Raw genomic sequence first — 15,058 nt, 5'->3', positions numbered from 1 at the left:
ACTGATGGTCAAATAGCCCGGATAGTAGTGGAAAGCGTTGCAGCCCAAAGGCGTTGTTTTTCCTGACCTAAAAAAGCGACCAAAGGAAGCTCTTTTTAGGGCAATGGAAAAATAGCTTGTGGGCAAAACCTTGAAACGGATAGCCGGAATAGCTCCTCAATTTAAAGCCCAATATTTTATGTGAAAAACAAAAACCACTCCCGATTTAATTCCTATTTTTGCACTACCAATTTATAACAACACCATTTTATGCTCATTATAGGGATTGCAGGCGGAACAGGAAGCGGAAAAACTACCGTAGTTCATCAGATTATGAATGAATTACCCGAGGCAGAAGTCGGGATTATTTCACAGGATTCTTATTATAAAGAGAACAAAAACTTGTCTTTTGATGAGCGTGCTTTGATTAATTTTGACCATCCTCGCGCAATAGATTTCGAATTGTTAGTTGCCCATTTAAAAGAGCTAAAAGCAGAGAAAACAGTCCAGCAACCGGTCTATTCTTTTGTAACTCATAACAGAACGGAAGATACTATTACTACTCATCCTAGAAAAGTGATGATTGTAGAAGGAATTTTAATACTAGCAAACCCAGAGTTACGCGATATGTTTGACGTAAAAATTTATGTTCATGCCGATTCTGACGAAAGGTTGATTCGCCGTATGAAACGTGATATTGCCGAACGCGGACGCGATATGGACGAGGTTCTTAGTAGGTATCAAAACACCCTAAAACCAATGCATCAGCAGTTTATAGAGCCTACTAAAGCGTTTGCAGACATTATCATACCGAATGACAAATACAATACGGTTGCAATTGACGTAGTTCGTGCCGTAATAAATCAAAGAATTCTATAATTTTATTGTAATTTTATCACATTACAAGTTTGAGAAACAATCCCGATTATTATCGGGAAGTGTTTTCTGTTTCAATCCAGGTCAATACGATTAAATTTTCACTGTACTCGGGGCTAAATAAATAAAACATGACAAATCCGCATAAAGACAAACCTTGGTTTAAATTTTTAAGCAATAAATATGTGTGGGTGCTGTTGTTTTTTTCAACTTGGATGATTTTTCTGGACAACTATTCGTATTTTGACCATAGATTTCTAGACAATCAAGTCAGCGAACTGGAGGACAACAAAGAGTACTACCAGGAAGAAATTAAAAAAGACGAAGAGCAAATCAAGCAATTGAAGAACCCAGAACAAATAGAAAAATACGCTCGCGAAAAGTACTACATGAAAAAAGACAGCGAGGATATTTACATCATAGAATTTGAAGGTGACAGCATAGAAAAAAAATAATAAATCTTGAATTATTAAAAATCAAAATTAAAATGGCTACTAATTTATTCGAAGATTTCGATCCTGTTTCTTCCAAACAATGGAAACAAAAAATCCAGTTTGAACTTAAGGGAGCGGATTACAATGAAACCTTGATCTGGAATTCTCCAGAAGACATTAAGGTGAAACCTTTTTATCATCGAGATGAGTATACAAAAGCAGCTGTTGTGAAGACAAAAGCAGCTGAATTTAAAATTTGTCAAAACATTTTTGTTTTCGACATTGAAAAATCAGTGGAAAGAGCTTTGGATACTTTAAACAGAGGTGCAGACAGTCTTCGTTTTACCATAGAAAATGATACTATCGACGTAGCGAAACTTTTGGAAAAACTTCCTTTAGAAAAGATTGCTGTTTACTTCAATTTTAAATTTTTCTCAATCGATTTCGTTAAAAAAATCGATGCAATAATACATCAGAAAAAGGCCATTGCGTATTACAACCTAGATCCAATAGGGCAATTAGCCCGAGACGGTAATTGGTTTACTACTAAGGATAAAAACAATTTTGATTCGCTGAACTTACTGTCTACAGCGATTCCAAATAGTTCTATAATCAGTGTTGACGCTACTTTATACCAAAATGCTGGAGCCAACATGGTTCAGCAGCTTGCTTATACCTTAGCACATGTCAATGAATATTTCAACAGAATTCCAGTTATCAGTCAGCCGATAGTTATAGAGGTTGCTGTGGGTACTAATTATTTCTTTGAAATTGCAAAACTGAGAGCCTTACGATTGCTTTTTAATTTAGTCGCTAAAGAATACAACCATAACTTAGAATGCCATCTTTTAGTTTCTCCTACAAAAAGGAATAAAACGCTTTATGATTACAATGTAAACATGTTGCGTAGTACGACTGAATGTATGTCGGCAATCCTAGGAGGAGCAGATGCAATTGCTAATTTGCCTTACGATTCACTATATCATAAAGACAACGAATTTGGAGATAGAATCGCCAGAAATCAATTGTTGGTTCTAAAAAACGAAAGCTATTTCGACAAGGTAAACAACCCTGCAGACGGAAGTTATTATATCGAAACATTGACTATTCAATTAGCCGAAAAAGCATTGACTTTATTCAAAGACATAGAAGCCAATGGTGGTTTTCTAAAACAATTGAACGAAGGTATTATAAAAAGAAAAATCCAGGAAAGTGCTGATAAAGAACAGGAACTTTTTGACTCAGGAAAAGAAGTCTTGCTAGGAACTAATAAGTACCCAAACAAAGACGACAAGATGAAACAGGATTTAGAATTGTTTCCTTTTGTAAAAGTCAAACCAAGAAAAACTTTGATTACGCCAATAATCGAAAAACGATTAGCCGAAAAAGTAGAACAAGAACGTCTGGATTTAGAAAAATAGTGTAGAACTGCAATCAGTCAACAATACGTATAAATTAGTGTCACAAATGATAAGAAATGACCTCCAACATATTCAATTAGATAGTCAAAAGTCAAAAGAGGAACCGGCGTTGCAAGAACAAGATGCTTTAACTGCGGACTTTTTTACGGCTGAAGGCATTGAACTCAAACCCACTTATTCGAAAAAAGATATTGAAAATCTCAAGCATCTTGATTTTGGTGCTGGCTTTGCTCCAAATTTAAGAGGGCCTTATACCACAATGTATGTGCGCCGCCCTTGGACAATTCGCCAATATGCAGGATTTTCAACAGCAGAAGAAAGTAATGCTTTTTATAGACGAAATCTTGCTGCAGGACAAAAAGGACTATCCATCGCTTTTGATTTACCTACGCACCGTGGTTATGATTCAGATCACGAACGCGTTGTGGGTGATGTAGGAAAAGCAGGAGTTGCTATTGACTCTGTCGAAGATATGAAAGTATTGTTTGATCAGATTCCCTTAGATGAAATGTCAGTTTCAATGACTATGAACGGCGCAGTCCTTCCCATTATGGCTTTCTATATTGTTGCTGCCGAAGAGCAAGGGGTAAAACCAGAGCAACTTTCAGGAACGATACAAAACGATATTCTAAAAGAGTTTATGGTACGTAATACGTACATCTATCCTCCTACTCCTTCGATGAAAATTATAGCAGATATCTTTGAATACACGAGCAAGAAAATGCCAAAATTCAATTCCATATCCATTTCTGGTTATCACATGCAGGAAGCAGGCGCCACCGCTGATATTGAATTAGCGTACACGCTTGCCGATGGACTGGAATACATCAGAACGGGATTATCAACCGGAATGAAAATTGATGAGTTCGCTCCGCGCCTTTCTTTTTTCTGGGCTATCGGGATGAACCATTTTATGGAAATTGCAAAGATGCGTGCTGGAAGAATGATTTGGGCTAAACTGGTAAAACAGTTTAATCCAAAAGATGATAAATCATTAGCTTTAAGAACCCACTGCCAAACTAGTGGTTGGAGTTTAACAGAACAAGACCCTTTTAATAATGTAGCCCGTACTTGTATTGAAGCATCGGCAGCAGCTTTTGGAGGAACCCAGTCTTTGCATACTAATGCATTAGACGAAGCCATTGCTTTACCGACGGACTTCTCCGCTCGAATTGCGAGGAACACACAGATCTTTTTACAAGAAGAAACAAAAATAACTAAAACAGTTGATCCTTGGGCAGGAAGCTATTATGTCGAAAGTTTGACCAATGATATTGCTGAAAGTGCCTGGAAGCTTATCGAAGAAGTAGAAGAGCTTGGTGGAATGACCAAAGCCATTGAAGCGGGAATTCCAAAACTTAGAATTGAAGAAGCAGCCGCAAGAAAACAAGCGCGTATAGATAGTGGACAAGATATTATTGTAGGTGTAAATAAATACCGCCTCGAGAAAGAAGATCCTTTGCTAATTTTAGATGTAGACAACCAAATGGTTCGAAAACAACAATTGGAGCAATTGGACCAAATCAAGGCAAGCAGAGACAGCGAAAAAGTACAGAAATCATTGGATAAATTAATCCTTTGTGCGAAAACTGGAGAAGGAAATTTACTGGAATTAGCAGTGGATGCCGCAAGAAACCGAACTACATTGGGTGAAATTAGTGATGCCTTAGAAACTGTTTTTGGACGATATAAAGCACAAATTAAATCTTTTAGCGGCGTGTATAGTAAAGAAATAAAAGACGACAAAAGCTTTGAAAAAGCCAAACAACTAGCTGATACCTTTGCTAAACAAGAAGGCCGTCGCCCTAGAATCATGATTGCCAAAATGGGGCAAGACGGACACGATCGTGGTGCAAAAGTAGTTGCTACGGGATATGCTGATGTAGGTTTTGACGTAGATATTGGTCCTCTATTTCAAACTCCAGCCGAAGCAGCGAAACAAGCTATAGAAAATGATGTTCATATTCTAGGTGTATCCTCATTAGCCGCGGGACATAAAACGCTAGTCCCTCAAGTAATTGAAGAATTGAAAAAATACGGGCGTGAAGATATTATGGTCGTTGTGGGTGGAGTAATTCCATCTCAAGATTATCAATTCTTATTTGATGCCGGAGCGGTTGCTGTTTTTGGCCCTGGAACAAAAATTAGCGATGCTGCCATAAAGATATTAGAAATCCTTATAGGAGAATAACAAACAATTAAAACGTTATAATAGATAGAAAAACACCAACCAAACGTTGGTGTTTTTCTATTTAAACGCATTCCTTCATCATGAATTACCGATTAAAAAAAGAAACAGCATGGAAGAAAATCAATGTTAAACCCTCTAATCGGTAAAAACAAAAAATCAGCATAAGCCCTCAATACATAAGGAAAAACGACCAACAATACTACAAATACAAAGTTAATTAACAAAACTTAACCTCCTCACTAACTGTAACTTGAAGCTATAATTTGTAAATTTATATATAATTACAATTTCATTTAAAAAGCTCCAAAACGCAAAATTATTTTTTCAAATAATTTAGAATAAATTGACAAACTAAAAAGGGGAAGAAATATACACACCTTAAAACATATTCTAAATTGAGCCATTACTAATTTAAATTCAACTACTATGAAAGCGTTTAAGTATATTTTAATATTATTTATAGGATTAACAAGTCTGTCATACTCACAAGTAAAAAATACTGGAAACATCAGTATGGAAAATTTACCTGCTGTAGTAATCAAAAGTGCTGGAGATGATTTCTCGGTATATCTGCCTGATAGAAATGCAGATCCTAAAGTTAGAGCCCTAGAAGATAGTTTCATTGCCTATGATCTTGGAAAAAACTATGAAGGCTACGAAACGTATCTAGTATACATGGAAGTAAAAGGAGGGACCTTGGCGGCCACTTATAATGAGAACGGCCAACTAATTCGTGTTGTAGAAAATTATAGAAATGTAGTATTACCAAGCAAACTAATCTACGAAATTTACAAAAAATTCCCTGGATGGGAAATTGTAAATGATAAGTATTTATATTCTCAAGAAAAAGGAGACATATTAAAGAAACAATATAATATAAAAATTAAAAAAGGAAATGAAAGCCGCAAGTTAAAGGTTCATCCTGATGGTGAACTTATAGCTGAAAACTAAAATAATAAACATAGCCATTTTAACTGTCCAATAGATATTGGGCAGTTTTTTTTTACCCACACACAGATCACTTCAAGTCCACAAGACGAACACGACACAAGTCAAATACACTATTCCTGAATATTAAAAAAAGGAATCTATTTATATTATAAGAAGGAGATTTATCTTAATAAAAAAATACGGCATTATCCGCTTTTATTAACACTCAATAAGGAAGTCGTTAACGCAAAAACCGCAGCAAAAACACTAACTTTACTATATATTAATAACAAATTTCAATTAAAAAACGATATTTAACAATTAAAACCACTAAGCATCAATGATATCATAATAAGTAGAAAAGCATAATAAGTCCTTAAATTTTAATTATTTAACCGAAACTAAATATTAATTTAAACTAATTATCATGAAAACATTTATTATTACTTTGTTATTTTTGAGTTTAACCATTTCATCTTATTCTCAAGAAAAAGTACAGACAGTTACGAAAGAAGGAGTTATGAAGGTAGAAGATTTACCTGCCGTAGTTATTAAAAGCGCAGGAGATGATTTTTCAATTTATCTACCAGATAGAAATGCAGATCCTAAAGTAAGAGCCTTAGAAGATAATTTCATCGCCTATGATTTGGGTAAAAACTTCGAAGGTTACGAAACGTACTTAGTATTTATGGAAATTAAAGGTGGTTCTTTGTCCGCTACATATGATGAAAACGGAAAATTAATCCGTGTTGTCGAAGAATATAAGGACATAAAGTTACCCGCTCCTGTTATATACTCCGTATACAAAGCATACCCTGGATGGGAAATTGTGAAAGACAAGTATTTATATTCACAAGAAGATGGAGACGTTTTAAAAAAACAGTATAATTTAAAAATTAAAAACGGAAAAGACAGCCGTAAATTAACTGTTCATGCAGATGGTCAAATTCTTGCTGAAAGATAAGCACCATAAAAATAGATTTACTTCTAGCTGCTCAACACAATTTGGGCAGCTTTTTTTTTCATACAAATAACTTAATATTCAGAACAGTATAGAAATACCCTATCTATGGATGACTAAATTTTAAAAGCTTGCCTATTACCATATTCTTCATATCTTCATTAGCGATAAAGTCCTAATAAAATAACAAACAAAAATTTCGCTTTTATTAACATTAGCTATGGAAATCATTAACACAAAAGGGACTCAAAAAGAACTAACTTTATAGTAAGCAGGATTTATCTTAAATAAAGATAGGTAAACATATAAAAATGTAAAATACTGATTGTTAACATTTTAAATTTAATTGTTTTAATTTAGAATGTAAAATGCATTATATTAAATAGTAATTTAAAACCAAATATTATGAAATCATTTATTTTTACTTTGTTGTTTTTAGGTTTGACAATTTCGTCCTATTCCCAAGATAAAACAATGAAACAAGCAAGAGAAGAAGGCCTTATGAAAGTGGAAGAACTGCCAGCTGTTGTAATTAAAAGAGCTGGAGCTGATTTTTCAGTCTATATTCCCGATAATCATCCTGACAAAGATGTCAGAAGAATGCAAGAGAAGTTTATTGCCTACGATATTGGTACTGACTACCAAGGATCTGAAAATTATCTGTTGCTTATGGAAACTAAAAATGGTTCTTTGGCAGCAACATATAACGGAAATGGGAAGTTAATTCGCGTAGTGGAGAATTATAAAGATGTTCGATTGCCTAACGAAGTGATATATTCTATTTACAGAACCTATCCAGATTGGACCATTGTTAATGACAAATATTTGTATACACAAGAAGATGGTGATATCCTGAAAAAGCAATACAACCTTAAAATCCAAAAAGGAAAACAAACACTGCGAATGACTGTTCGTTCTAACGGGGACATTCTAAAAGTAAGATAAAAACAAACCACAAAAAAAGAGGCAGTCAAAATTTATTTGGCTGCCTCTTTTTATTTATCGCCTTGGAAATTAATTCAAACTTGCAACTGCATTAACATTTGCAACTATCAATGAAGTATCATATCCTCCAAATGCTTCCATATAACTTCGTATTGAAGTACCGTAAGCATCCTTAATATATTTTTTTCCATTGTTTTTAAAGTATCTCTTTACAGAACCTGCTCCACCAAGATGTGCAGCTGCTAAAATTCCGGATTCTGTGACCAAAATCCCATTTACCACCTTACCATCGTATCTCTCGATGATATCCTGTAATATCCACTTGTTTTTTGACAAAAGGGCCACAAAGGCTCTTTCTTGCATCTTAGGACTTCTAAGAAATAAAGAAGTATCGTATATTCCTACTGATTTTAAGGTTTCGTTACCAAACTGGTATTTCCCTAAATAACCGAGAGAATTGATTTTTTTGTATTTGTTTTCAGATTCTCTATATCCGATTGCTTCTTTGAATCCAATAAATAAATTTCCAGTAAAAGGAATATTCATATTGGTGTAATCGTCCTGCTGTAGCGATGGAAATAAGTATCTTATTCCATCTGTGTTTTTTATTAGAAACCACTGATTTGCTTCAATCTCAAGAGGTTTAAAACCCGAGCTTAAAAAAGCTATAATAACAGTTAAACTTGTATAAAAATACCACTTCTTTACCATAAATTGTTTTTCTTCAAAACGCTGTCCCGTTAAGAAATTTCTGCGTGCAAAGATACAATAAAATTCATAAAGCTGTAAATCAAGCTGTTAAACTTACCTAAAAATACGATATCCGACCTCTAAAACCCTCGCGATGTGAGTATTCAATCGTTGGCGCTGGGATTTTTAAAGTGTTCAAAACAGAGAAAATTGTCTTCAAAAAATGGGATTTTGTTTGAATTTTCGTCAGGTCAACGTCCAAACTCAAATAAAAACGTCTTATTCTTTCTGTTTTTAGCGTCGGAAAAAGCGCATTATTCTCACCATTTCCAGTGATCATTCCGTCTGCTCCATAACCAACAGCTAAATTTAACCATTTGGGTATTTTTGAACCTTTAGAAAAGGAATATAAATTGGCCGAAAGCCAATAGGTTTGCCCATTGTAATCCTTTAGAATTTGTTCTACAAACGAACTCCCTAAAACATTGGGTCTGTACTGCGCATATTTAGTGGTGTGAAAAGAAAATTTTGGTGTAATGCGCTGCTCGTTCCATAATAATTCCTGTGAGACGTATAAAGCCGTCCCTGAAGCATTCGCAATTATATCTCCTGATGAAGCACCCCATTCTGAAGAAAAGCCGTCTAAGACCTCAACAGCGGTCAAAAACGCAAACCCTAAACCTGCTCCGTAGATCAATTGCTCTTTTTGGGTCGTTCCACTCCACTCCAGCATTTCTGCTCCAAGTCTTCCCAAATGATAAGAAGAATACATATGGCCTACCTTATCCATCTGCAGCCACTCCGCATTATCATTGATAAAATGAAAATTAGACCTAGGATAATCGGCATACCAAAGTTGGTTTAAACCGACCAAAGCTCCTGAGGCAACTATTGCTTCCGTAAAGATTACTGTATTTCTTCTACTTGTATTCAAAGTATCAGAAGGCTTCAAGAAATCTTCTAGTCTATTTTGTCCAAAACTAAGATGAAACCACAGCATTAAAAAAAGTAAAAAAAAACAATTGCTTTTACCCTTCAAAACTATCTTTTTACACCTTGGGCGTTAATCCAATTCGAATATTTTTTAGCATTTACATTATGCTCTGATAACGTAGCAGCAAATTCATGATAACCAAAACGCTCAACACTTGCACAGAAATAGATAAAATCATTCTTTTCAGGATTGATTACGGCTTCTAAAGCAGTGATGTCTGGCATCGCTATCGGTCCTGGAGGAAGTCCAATATTCATATAAGTATTATAAGGAGACGACATTGTTAAATCATTATAAAAAACTCTTTTGATGACTTGGCCGAAGTCATTTGATTTCAATTTTAAGGCATAAATCACCGTAGGATCAGCCTGAAGTGGCATTCCCAATCTCAATCTATTTAGATAAACTCCCGCAATTCTTGGTCTTTCGTCTTTTTTTACCGATTCCTTGTGAACTATGGAAGCCAGAATCGTTGCTTCAACAGGTGTTAACCCTTGCTTCTCTGCTTTTGCGACGCGCGCTGCATTCCAAAAATTACGATATTCCTTAATCATTTTGTCACGGAATTTTTCGGCTGTTGTGTTCCAATAGAATTCATATGTATTAGGAATAAACATAACCAAAACATTTTCTGGCGTGAAACCGTTTTCCTTTAGAAAAATAGAATCTTTAAAAGAGGTTAGTAGCGACAAACTATCGGCCTCAATTTGAGAACCTACCCTTCCAGCAAAATTTTCGAGACGCTCTTGATTGTTAAATGCTAATTTTACAGGAACATTAGATCGCATTGCTTTAACGAGAGCATAACTATTCATTCCTTTGGTCAGTAAAAAACGTCCTGCTTTTACATTCTCCGGATAGCTCATTTTACTTGCTACCATTTCAAAGCGATCCAAATTAGTCACGTAAGGCGCGACTATTTTTTTTACTGTTTCATAATTAGAATCTGTAGGAATATGAACATATACTTCCTTTTCAGTAAATTTTGTGTTGTCGGCAAAAATTTGCCTTACTAGAATAAATCCATAAATAATTAATCCTGAGACTACAACTATAGATACGATTGATATAATTTTTTTTAAATTCAAAGCTGAAATTTTAAAATTGTTGATTAATTAATTGAAAAAGTACCTCATCTTTATAACTACCACTCACTAAATTCCAATCTTTTTTTACGCCGATACATTCGAAGCCAAATTTAGTAAAAAGAGCCTTACTTGCTTCATTTTCGGTGCCAATATTTGCATACAATTGATGTAAATTAAGGTTATGAAACGCATATTGGATTAGCAATCCTAATGCTTCCGAACCAATGTTTTGCTTTCGATTCTCAAGCCCCTGAATGACAATCCCTACTCCTGCCCTATTGTTTTTTGGATCAAAATCAAATAAATCAATTAATCCTACTGCAGGAAAGTCCTCATCTTGACAAATCGCTAACCGCAATTGCTTGGCTTCATAAACATCCTGATGCGCATTCTCGAGATACTGCTTCACTAAAAACCGACTGTATGGGGTATTAGTATTACTTACTTCCCACATCATCTGTTCGTTTTCTATGGCGTAAATGAACTCCAAATCATTTGGTTCAAGCGCTCGGATATATATGTTATCTCCTTTTAGGGTTATCATTATTGATGTTGGAGGTTAGAGATTAAAAATTAGAGGTTAGTTTAAACCTTGATTGTTCCTTCAAAGACAAACTCAGCGGGGCCTTTCAGGAATACATTAGTATAATTATTGTCTTTTTTATCGAAAGAGACAGCGAGCTTTCCGCCCTCCACATTCAAATCTATGGAAGTCGCATCAGTTTTTCCCGTTGCATTCATCGCTATCGCAACAGCCGTCGCACCAGTTCCGCAAGCCAATGTTTCATCTTCAACACCTCTTTCATAGGTACGTAACGAAAAAGTAGTAGCATCTATTTTCTTTACAAAATTAATGTTACTTCCTTGTTTACCGTACAATTCACTGTATCGAATGGCAGCACCTTTTTCTTTTACATTATAATTTTCTAAATCATCTACTAACTGAACGTGATGCGGAGACCCCGTATCTAGAAAAGTATAATCTGATTCTTTTTTAATATTTAAAACATCGATCATTTGTAGTGACACAATACCATCTTTATTTACTGAAGCATGATGCAATCCATCTACCGCCATAAACGTAGTGCTGTCTCCAATCACTTTTAGTTTTTTGGCGAAAGCTACCAAACATCTTCCACCATTACCGCACATGGTACTTTGGCTTCCATCTGAATTGTAATACACCATTTTAAAATCAGATTCGGGATCATTTTCTAATAAAATAAGGCCATCCCCTCCTATACCAAAACGCCTATCACATAAATGCGCTACGAGCTTGGTGTCTTCTTTTGGAAAAGCTCCTAGGCGATTATCAATCATCACAAAATCGTTTCCAGTTCCTTGGTATTTATAAAATTCTATTTGCATTTTCTTTTAATTGTGTTTCACAAAAGTACGAACTATTAATGAAATGTTAATCACTGTTAAAGAGCGTTAAACTGTTTTTTGAAGACCTTATTTAACGCTATTTTTACATTACAAATAACGTAAAACTAACTCTATTATGAATCGATTTTCGCAGCTATTTTTGGCATCTCTGTTAAGTGGCGCCGTAACTTTAGGGGCTTACAAATTATTATTTGACACTAATGGCTATTTTTCTTCGAATAAAAACCCAATAACTACCCTGTCAACTGATTCTTATGCTAAAAAAGTGGGGTTATCGGCAGATGTAATTGACTTTACCGAAGCAGCCGAAAAAACAATCCACACGGTCGTTCACGTAAAAAATGTGTCGTATAAGACTGTTTCTAATCCCTTGTTGGAATATTACTACGGATACAAAGGGGGACAGACACAAGAACAGGTAGGAACTGGTTCGGGCGTGATTATCTCTGCCGATGGCTATATCGTGACCAATAATCACGTGATAAAAGACGCCTCAGAAATTGAAATCACCCTAAACAACAAAAAATCATACAAAGCAAAACTCATCGGTACCGATTCGAAAATGGATATCGCCTTGTTAAAAATTGATGCAGATGAAATACTGCCGTATACAACGTTTGGAAATTCTGATTCCGTAAAAGTTGGGGAATGGGTTCTAGCGGTCGGGAATCCGTATAATTTAACTTCAACGGTAACCGCCGGTATCGTTTCGGCTAAAGCTAGAGATCTTGGAACCAGCGGAATTCAATCTTTCATTCAAACAGATGCCGCGGTAAACCCAGGAAATAGTGGAGGTGCTTTAGTAAACACCCGTGGTGACTTAATAGGAATCAACACTATGATTTCTTCCATGACTGGTTCTTATGTAGGTTATTCTTTTGCCGTTCCGTCTAATATTGCCCGAAAAATTATCGAAGATCTTATGGAGTTTGGCAACGTGCAAAGAGCAATACTAGGGGTCGAAGGCGGAGAATTGAATGCCACCGCTTCCAGAGAACTTGGAATTAACCAAACCGAAGGGTTTTATATTGGTGCGGTGACAAAAAACTCAGGCGCTGAAAGATCCGGACTTCAAAAAGGAGATATTATCGTAAAACTGGATAATCAGAAGATTGCCACTTTTGCAGATCTTTCGGGATATATTAATACCAAAAGGCCCAATGATAAAATACTAGTTACTTATACCAGAGATGGGAAAAACAGTGTCGTTCCTGTATTGCTAAGTAAAAATGAATTCTTCAGTACCGAATTTAAAGGAATCGAATTGGAAAACATTAATGCCGCCGATAAAAAGAAATTCAATATCAACTATGGTGTAAAAATTAAATCCATCTCTAATGAAAATTTAGTTCAGTACAGCACTGAATTAAAAGGCAGTATTATTCTTAGTATTGATAATGTAAAAGCGAAGGATATCGAAACGGTTTCTAAACTTTTAAATACAAAAGAAGAAAATGAAAGCATGCGACTCGAAATGATCAATAAAAACGGGGAAATATTCAGAGTTATTATTTGACAACATCCTCTTTGATAAAAACAAAGTCAGGCCTTAAAAACGCGCTGGCTTTTTTTATTTAAAAAAAACATCAAAATAGTTTACGAAATCGATTGAAATGGGTACTTTTGCGCCAAATTTAATGCAATAACTACTAAAATTTTTTTAAATTTTCAACATGAGCAAGACACCTTTGTATCAAAAAGAAGTTTCATTTCAGGTCGATAGACGACGTGCAGGAGTAGAGTTAATTAAAATTGTCAGTGACTTATGGTATGACAAATCCATAGAAATGGTTTTGTTTAAAAATCAATTGCTAGACAAAAACGTAAGTGACATTATCAATTTGCATCAGTATGCCGGAGAATTTGTAGGCAAACCGATTACCATCTTTGATTCGGTAGAAATTGCCAAAGTCGTTTTATCGTTGGATTTACCACCATCAAAATTAGATATTGGTAAACTGACGTACGAGTACATGTTAGAAGACGAAAAATATCCAGATGCAAGACACTTTGTATTGGACAAATTGAAAGAAGCCAAATCATCTGAAGAAATTCAGCCGAAAGATGTGGTTTTATATGGTTTTGGTAGAATTGGACGTTTATTAGCCAGAGAGCTAATGTCTAAAACTGGAAAAGGAAATCAATTACGATTGAGAGCCATTGTAACTAGAGATAAAAATGACGCTTCGACACTTGAAAAAAGAGCTTCATTATTGCGTTATGACTCTATTCACGGTGATTTTCAAGGTTCGGTAACTGCCGATGTTAAAAACAACGCGTTAATCATCAACGGTACTACGGTTCATATTATTACGGCAAATTCTCCTGAAGAAATTGATTATACCGCTTATGGAATTGACCAAGCTTTGGTAATCGACAATACAGGTGCTTTTACAACTAAAGAAGCGTTAAGCAGACATTTAGTTTCAAAAGGAGCGCACAAAGTATTATTGACTGCTCCAGGTAAAGGAGTACCAAATATCGTTCACGGTGTAAACCAAAACGAATACAATCCAGACGATCTAGACATTTTCTCTGCCGCTTCTTGTACAACAAATGCCATCACTCCAATTCTGAAAGCAGTTGAAGATACTTTAGGTGTAGTAAAAGGGCACTTAGAGACGATACACTCTTATACAAATGATCAAAATTTGGTCGACAACATGCATAAAAAATACCGTCGTGGTAGAGCTGCAGCCTTGAATATGGTAATTACTGAAACGGGAGCAGGTACTGCTGTCGCTAAAGCGTTACCATCATTAGAAGGTAAATTGACCTCTAACGCTATTCGTGTTCCTGTTCCTAACGGATCATTGGTTGTTCTGAATCTTGAAGTATCGAAAGAAACTTCAATTGAAGAAATCAATGCCATTATGAAAAAATATGCGTTGGAAGGCGAATTGGTAGAGCAAATTAAATATTCAACAAATAACGAATTAGTTTCTTCAGATATCGTTGGTACATCTGCACCTTCAATTTATGATAGTAATGCCACAATCGTTTCTAATGACGGTAAAAATATCGTATTATACATCTGGTATGATAATGAATATGGCTACAGTCACCAAGTAATTAGATTAGCAAAATATATCGCTAAAGTAAGACGTTTTACGTACTACTAGCCTACAGTTTACAGGTTTGGGAATGCCGTTTCAATTTT

At 35.2% G+C, this 15,058-nt stretch carries 14 protein-coding genes; 9 read left to right on the top strand and 5 right to left on the bottom strand.

The features are described 5' to 3' along the window. Positions 1 to 249 precede the first annotated feature (249 nt). The 7 genes from udk (at position 250) to BLV35_RS02710 (ending at position 7,737) form a co-directional block, all read left to right on the top strand. The gene (gene udk / locus BLV35_RS02740) at positions 250 to 858 is read left to right on the top strand and encodes a uridine kinase (RefSeq protein ID WP_091084353.1); all 609 of its coding nucleotides are present in this window, start codon (positions 250 to 252) and stop codon (positions 856 to 858) included. A 128-nt stretch (positions 859 to 986) separates the two neighbouring features. Then, complete coding sequence (locus BLV35_RS02735; protein WP_091084349.1) at positions 987 to 1,310, top strand: FtsB family cell division protein; 324 nt, start codon at positions 987 to 989, stop codon at positions 1,308 to 1,310. Positions 1,311 to 1,342: 32 nt separating this feature from the next. Continuing rightward, on the top strand, positions 1,343 to 2,710 hold the full coding sequence (locus tag BLV35_RS02730) for a methylmalonyl-CoA mutase subunit beta (protein ID WP_091084345.1): 1,368 nt from the start codon (positions 1,343 to 1,345) through the stop codon (positions 2,708 to 2,710). Positions 2,711 to 2,756: 46 nt separating this feature from the next. Beyond that, positions 2,757 to 4,901 (top strand): methylmalonyl-CoA mutase, encoded by a 2,145-nt coding sequence (scpA, locus tag BLV35_RS02725; RefSeq protein ID WP_176980552.1) that lies wholly within the window; start codon positions 2,757 to 2,759, stop codon positions 4,899 to 4,901. Positions 4,902 to 5,327: 426 nt separating this feature from the next. Continuing rightward, a complete protein-coding gene (locus BLV35_RS02720) occupies positions 5,328 to 5,852 on the top strand; it encodes a hypothetical protein (protein ID WP_091084341.1) in 525 nt (174 codons plus the stop codon). A 406-nt stretch (positions 5,853 to 6,258) separates the two neighbouring features. Beyond that, complete coding sequence (locus BLV35_RS02715; RefSeq protein ID WP_091084338.1) at positions 6,259 to 6,795, top strand: hypothetical protein; 537 nt, start codon at positions 6,259 to 6,261, stop codon at positions 6,793 to 6,795. 402 nt (positions 6,796 to 7,197) lie between these two features. Then, positions 7,198 to 7,737, top strand: a complete 540-nt coding sequence (locus tag BLV35_RS02710) for a hypothetical protein (protein ID WP_091084335.1) — start codon at positions 7,198 to 7,200, stop codon at positions 7,735 to 7,737. A gap of 69 nt (positions 7,738 to 7,806) precedes the next feature. On the opposite strand, the gene BLV35_RS02705 is transcribed toward BLV35_RS02710, so the two are convergent. The 5 genes from BLV35_RS02705 to dapF all read right to left on the bottom strand — a co-directional run bounded on the left by BLV35_RS02705 (position 7,807) and on the right by dapF (position 11,877). Then, entirely contained in the window at positions 7,807 to 8,448 is a 642-nt protein-coding gene (locus BLV35_RS02705; protein WP_091084329.1) for a lysozyme family protein, read from the bottom strand. A 97-nt stretch (positions 8,449 to 8,545) separates the two neighbouring features. Then, positions 8,546 to 9,427, bottom strand: a complete 882-nt coding sequence (locus BLV35_RS02700) for a DUF2279 domain-containing protein (protein ID WP_091084327.1) — start codon at positions 9,425 to 9,427, stop codon at positions 8,546 to 8,548. Positions 9,428 to 9,468: 41 nt separating this feature from the next. Further along, entirely contained in the window at positions 9,469 to 10,509 is a 1,041-nt protein-coding gene (mltG, locus tag BLV35_RS02695; protein ID WP_091084324.1) for an endolytic transglycosylase MltG, read from the bottom strand. Between the two features lie 10 nt (positions 10,510 to 10,519). Next, complete coding sequence (locus BLV35_RS02690) at positions 10,520 to 11,053, bottom strand: GNAT family N-acetyltransferase (RefSeq protein ID WP_091084321.1); 534 nt, start codon at positions 11,051 to 11,053, stop codon at positions 10,520 to 10,522. Between the two features lie 41 nt (positions 11,054 to 11,094). Then, a complete protein-coding gene (gene dapF / locus BLV35_RS02685) occupies positions 11,095 to 11,877 on the bottom strand; it encodes a diaminopimelate epimerase (protein ID WP_091084318.1) in 783 nt (260 codons plus the stop codon). 136 nt (positions 11,878 to 12,013) lie between these two features. On the opposite strand from dapF, the gene BLV35_RS02680 reads away from it, so the two are divergent. Both BLV35_RS02680 and BLV35_RS02675 read left to right on the top strand, forming a co-directional pair. After that, entirely contained in the window at positions 12,014 to 13,414 is a 1,401-nt protein-coding gene (locus BLV35_RS02680; protein WP_091084315.1) for a trypsin-like peptidase domain-containing protein, read from the top strand. Positions 13,415 to 13,571: 157 nt separating this feature from the next. Continuing rightward, a complete protein-coding gene (locus tag BLV35_RS02675) occupies positions 13,572 to 15,020 on the top strand; it encodes a glyceraldehyde-3-phosphate dehydrogenase (RefSeq protein WP_091084313.1) in 1,449 nt (482 codons plus the stop codon). The last annotated feature ends 38 nt before the right edge of the window (positions 15,021 to 15,058 follow it).

Source organism: Flavobacterium gillisiae (genome assembly GCF_900107635.1).
GTDB lineage: Bacteria > Bacteroidota > Bacteroidia > Flavobacteriales > Flavobacteriaceae > Flavobacterium > Flavobacterium gillisiae.
The sequence above is the reverse complement of the archived record's forward strand: the minus strand, read 5'-3'. Positions and strand labels throughout refer to the sequence as shown.

Coding starts and splice junctions, on each gene's coding strand:
- udk (WP_091084353.1), top strand. CDS start 250: ATGCTCATTATAGGGATTGCAGGCGGAACAGGAAGCGGAAAAACTACC.
- BLV35_RS02735 (WP_091084349.1), top strand. CDS start 987: ATGACAAATCCGCATAAAGACAAACCTTGGTTTAAATTTTTAAGCAAT.
- BLV35_RS02730 (WP_091084345.1), top strand. CDS start 1,343: ATGGCTACTAATTTATTCGAAGATTTCGATCCTGTTTCTTCCAAACAA.
- scpA (WP_176980552.1), top strand. CDS start 2,757: ATGATAAGAAATGACCTCCAACATATTCAATTAGATAGTCAAAAGTCA.
- BLV35_RS02720 (WP_091084341.1), top strand. CDS start 5,328: ATGAAAGCGTTTAAGTATATTTTAATATTATTTATAGGATTAACAAGT.
- BLV35_RS02715 (WP_091084338.1), top strand. CDS start 6,259: ATGAAAACATTTATTATTACTTTGTTATTTTTGAGTTTAACCATTTCA.
- BLV35_RS02710 (WP_091084335.1), top strand. CDS start 7,198: ATGAAATCATTTATTTTTACTTTGTTGTTTTTAGGTTTGACAATTTCG.
- BLV35_RS02705 (WP_091084329.1), bottom strand. CDS start 8,448: ATGGTAAAGAAGTGGTATTTTTATACAAGTTTAACTGTTATTATAGCT.
- BLV35_RS02700 (WP_091084327.1), bottom strand. CDS start 9,427: ATGCTGTGGTTTCATCTTAGTTTTGGACAAAATAGACTAGAAGATTTC.
- BLV35_RS02690 (WP_091084321.1), bottom strand. CDS start 11,053: ATGATAACCCTAAAAGGAGATAACATATATATCCGAGCGCTTGAACCA.
- dapF (WP_091084318.1), bottom strand. CDS start 11,877: ATGCAAATAGAATTTTATAAATACCAAGGAACTGGAAACGATTTTGTG.
- BLV35_RS02680 (WP_091084315.1), top strand. CDS start 12,014: ATGAATCGATTTTCGCAGCTATTTTTGGCATCTCTGTTAAGTGGCGCC.
- BLV35_RS02675 (WP_091084313.1), top strand. CDS start 13,572: ATGAGCAAGACACCTTTGTATCAAAAAGAAGTTTCATTTCAGGTCGAT.